At 28.1% G+C, this 4,049-nt stretch carries 2 protein-coding genes and 1 pseudogene; 2 read left to right on the top strand and 1 reads right to left on the bottom strand.

The features are described 5' to 3' along the window. Positions 1–452: pseudogene (locus tag IDG60_RS07945) on the bottom strand (phospho-sugar mutase); the annotation flags it as partial. 131 nt (positions 453–583) lie between these two features. On the opposite strand from IDG60_RS07945, the gene IDG60_RS07940 reads away from it, so the two are divergent. Beyond that, positions 584–976, top strand: coding sequence for a (deoxy)nucleoside triphosphate pyrophosphohydrolase (locus IDG60_RS07940; RefSeq protein ID WP_000755946.1), 393 nt, complete (start codon positions 584–586; stop codon positions 974–976). Between the two features lies 1 nt (position 977). Next, positions 978–3,839: a DEAD/DEAH box helicase gene (locus IDG60_RS07935; protein ID WP_000088733.1), complete on the top strand. Its 2,862-nt coding sequence runs from the start codon at positions 978–980 to the stop codon at positions 3,837–3,839. Positions 3,840–4,049 lie beyond the last annotated feature (210 nt).

Raw genomic sequence — 4,049 nt, 5'->3', positions numbered from 1 at the left:
ATTTGGGCGAATTCAGTTGAAAGATGTCTAATATCATAATGAATGACTATTGTTGGACTGTTTGTTTGGGCATTTAAATAACGCGCTAAACCTAATGCCAATTTTTCAATAGTAAACTTATTAAGTCGACCTTCACCAAGACCGAATTTTCCGCGTATACCCGCAGTACCAAATGTTAATTTACTTTCAAAACCTTCTCGCTGTTCAATGTCAGATTGCTGCTCATAAAAATGTTTAACTAAACTATCATTAGCTCTTTCTATCCATAATTCTTTATCCATTGTTGCTAAACATCCTTTCAAAATCTCAGTTAGACTTAATAAAACATGAAAACTAAAGCCCTTACATTTATGTAATGAATTATAAAGAAATACGCCCCAAAAGTAAAAAAACACAGCCCCAAGACAATACTTTTCACAAGTATTATATAATAGATGTGTATGAAAATGCATGGAGTAGATGTAAGAGTGATATATCATGCAGGAAATTGTAAAATATTAATTTTTAATATTGATTTATATATAGTTTTGTAATTTTTGATAGAATAACAATTAAGATGATTTTAAATTGAAGGGTGAGTCTTATGAAAAAAGTAATCAATGTAGTAGGAGCTATTATTTTTTCTGATAACAAAATTCTTTGTGCACAGAGAAGTGAAGAAATGAGTCTACCTTTAATGTGGGAATTTCCTGGCGGTAAGATTGAAAAGAATGAAACTGAAAAAGAAGCTTTGATTAGAGAAATTAGAGAAGAAATGAAATGTGATCTAATTGTTGGAGACAAAGTCATAACTACAGAACATGAATATGATTTTGGCATTGTTAAGTTAACAACATACAAATGTACTTTAAACAAAGAGTTACCAACTTTAACTGAACATAAGAGTATTGAATGGTTGTCAATAAACGAACTTGATAAATTAAATTGGGCCCCAGCGGATATACCAGCCGTTAATAAAATTATGACTGAGGGATAATATGAGTAGATTACTAAATGATTTCAATCAATCTTTAAAAAAAGGTTTTATAGACAAAGATATTTCTCATAAAGGGAATTATACACCGAAGCTTTTAGTAAATAATAAAAATGAAAAAGTCCTTTCAACAATTATAGATGAACTTCAAAAATGTGAAACGTTCTATTTTTCTGTAGCTTTTATAACAGAAAGCGGATTAGCCAGCTTAAAGGCTCAACTATTAGATTTAAGCAATAAGGGTGTTAAAGGGAAAATATTAACATCTAATTACTTAGGATTTAATAGTCCTAAAATGTATGGAGAATTACTTAAATTAAAAAATGTAGAGGTAAGATTAACTGATATTGCTGGATTCCATGCCAAAGGATATATTTTTGAACATAAGGATTATAGTTCTATGGTAATAGGAAGCTCTAATTTAACATCTAATGCGTTAAAGGTTAATTATGAGCATAATGTTTTACTGTCTACTATGAAAAATGGTGATTTAGTTGATAGTGTAAAAAATGAATTTGAATTGTTATGGCAAAAGAGTACCCCACTGACTGAGCAATGGATTAATTCATATAAAGAATCATTTGAGTACCGTTCCTTAGAAAAATTAGCGGAGGTTGAACAAACTCAAATGCTGCTAGCTGATAAGGTGAAAAAATCAGTGGAAATTGTACCCAATTTAATGCAAGCAGAAGCATTAAGGTCATTAAAAGCTATTAGGGATAAAACCAAAGATAAGGCGTTAATAATATCTGCAACTGGTACAGGTAAAACGATTTTATGTGCATTAGATGTTAGAGAAGTAAACCCTAATAAATTTTTATTTATTGTTCATAATGAGGGGATTTTAAATAGAGCTAAGGAAGAATTTAAAAAAGTATTACCTATAAAAAATGATAGTGATTTTGGATTGTTGACAGGAAAACATAGAGATGTCGATGCCAAATATTTATTTGCAACCATTCAAACATTATCTAGAGATGATAATTTTAAGCAATTTGATGAAAATGAATTTGATTATATTGTTTTTGATGAAGCACATCGTTCTGCTGCATCTACTTATCAACGAGTATTTAACTACTTCAAACCTAAGTTCATGCTGGGAATGACTGCTACACCAGAAAGATCAGATGAATTAAGTATATTTGAACTGTTTGATTATAATATTGCATATGAAATAAGGTTACAAGCAGCGTTAGAAAGTGATATTTTATGTCCATTTCATTATTTTGGTGTGACTGATTATGTACATCAAGGTATTAAAGAAGATGATGTAACTAAACTGAGATATTTAACTTCTGATGAAAGAGTTAATTATATTATTCAAAAGACAGATTACTATGGATATTCAGGTGAAATTTTACAAGGATTAATTTTTGTGAGTAGCAAAAAAGAAGCTTATGATTTAGCGGATAAACTAAGTTCAAAAGGGATTAAAAGTGTTGCTTTAACAGGAGATGATAGTGTTAATTATCGCCAAATTGTAATAGAAAAATTAAAAGAAGGTAAGATTAACTATATTATAACTGTAGATCTTTTTAACGAAGGTATTGATATTCCAGAAGTCAATCAAGTTGTAATGTTGAGACCAACAGAGTCTAGTATTATATTCATTCAGCAACTTGGTAGAGGATTAAGAAAAAGTGCAAATAAAGAGTATGTTACTGTAATTGATTTTATTGGTAATTATAAGACCAATTATTTAATTCCGATTGCGCTTTCTGGGGATCAATCGCAAAATAAAGATAATTATAAGAAGTTTTTAACGAATAACGATTCGATTAATGGAGTATCTACAATTAATTTTGAAGAAGTTGCTAAAAAACAGATTTACAATTCATTGGATGCAGTATCATTGAATCAAAATAAATTAATATTAAAAGCTTATGAAGAAGTTGAAAATAGATTGGGACACATGCCGTTACTAATGGATTTTATACAACAACATTCTATAGATCCAAGCGTTATATTTTCTAAATTTAGTAATTATTACGAATTTTTATTAAGGTATAAAAAAATAGATGCTTTATTGACGGAAAATGAATCTAAAAATCTGGTTTTCTTTTCAAGACAAATAGCACCTGGATTGAAAAGAATCGATAGTTTAGTTTTAGAAGAACTTTTAAAAAATGAATTAACATATGATGAATTAAAAAATAAAATGTTGAACGAAGTTAAGGATATAACAGAAGATGATATAGATACTTCATTAAGAATTTTAGATTTTTCATTTTACAACGCAGGAATTGAAAAAATCTATGGAAGTCCCATTATAGAATGTAATGAAAGAATGATAAGACTAAGCGATGCATTTACTAATGCTCTAAGTAATCAAACATTTAAAATATTTTTAGAAGATCTTATTGAATTATCAAAGTATAACAATGAAAAATACCAAAAAGGTAAAAATGGACTGATTTTATATAATAAATATTCAAGAGAAGATTTTAGCAAAATATTTAATTGGAATAAAAATGGTTCGTCTGTAATCATGGGATACATGATAAGAAGCCAAGAAATGCCAATATTTATCACTTATGATAAGCATGAGGATATAAGTGATAGCACAAAATATGAAGATGAATTTTTAAGTCAAGATGAATTAAAATGGTTTACTAAATCTAATAGAACGCTAAAATCAAAAGAAGTTCAGAAAATTTTGTCCCATAGAGCAAAAGGAATTAAAATGTATATTTTTGTACAGAAAAAAGATGATGATGGTATATATTTTTATTATTTAGGAACTGCTGGATATATAGAAGGTTCAGAGAAGCAAGATAAAATGCCGAATGGTTCAAACGTAGTAACGATGGATTTAGCACTCGATAAAGCTGTAAGAGATGATATATATCGCTATATAACAAATTAATGTAAACCGAAAAATGAATGTTAGTAAAGATGTATTTAAACATCAATTGTAATAAGTAAAGACATTGAAGTTTCAGTGTTATTATTTTAAATATAAGCGCAATTTATCTTAATTAATTAGTTGGTTAGGCCAATAAAAATTATAAAGATATTTGCGCTTTTTAAATAATTTGTGATGTTGATATGTGAAAAATACAACTAACAATTAAAA

The organism is Staphylococcus sp. EG-SA-2 (genome assembly GCF_017152085.1).
Note: the sequence above shows the minus strand (reverse complement) of the source record. Positions and strands in the feature narration are given on the sequence as shown.

Excerpts from the sequence above, each read along its gene's own strand:
- IDG60_RS07940 (WP_000755946.1), top strand. The coding sequence starts at position 584 with ATGAAAAAAGTAATCAATGTAGTAGGAGCTATTATTTTTTCTGATAAC.
- IDG60_RS07935 (WP_000088733.1), top strand. The coding sequence starts at position 978 with ATGAGTAGATTACTAAATGATTTCAATCAATCTTTAAAAAAAGGTTTT.